The 259-nt window shown below is 66.8% G+C and carries 1 protein-coding gene; it reads left to right on the top strand.

Annotated features, from left to right (window positions below):
* Positions 1-259, top strand: a 259-nt coding sequence (locus tag AAHZ94_RS35400) for an SDR family NAD(P)-dependent oxidoreductase (protein ID WP_349997725.1), incomplete at both ends; no start/stop codon positions are given.

Genomic DNA, 259 nt, shown 5'->3' with positions numbered 1-259 from the left:
CCTCAACGCGGGCATCTTCGGCAGTTTCGCCGAACTCCCCGATCTGACCGTCGACGACTTCGAGCGTGTCATGGCCGTCAACGTGCGGGGGCAGTTCCTCGGTCTGCGGGCCGCGTTCCGGCTCTACCGCCGCCTGGACATACGCGGATCGATCGCGGTCACGGCATCCATTGCCGGACATACCGGTTCGGCGGACCTGCTGCCGTACCAGACGTCCAAACACGCGGTGGCCGGGCTCGTGCACGCGGCAGCTGTCTAC

The sequence above is a fragment of the Streptomyces sp. HSW2009 genome, assembly GCF_040240285.1.
Lineage (GTDB): Bacteria > Actinomycetota > Actinomycetes > Streptomycetales > Streptomycetaceae > Streptomyces.
Note: the sequence above shows the minus strand (reverse complement) of the source record. Positions and strands in the feature narration are given on the sequence as shown.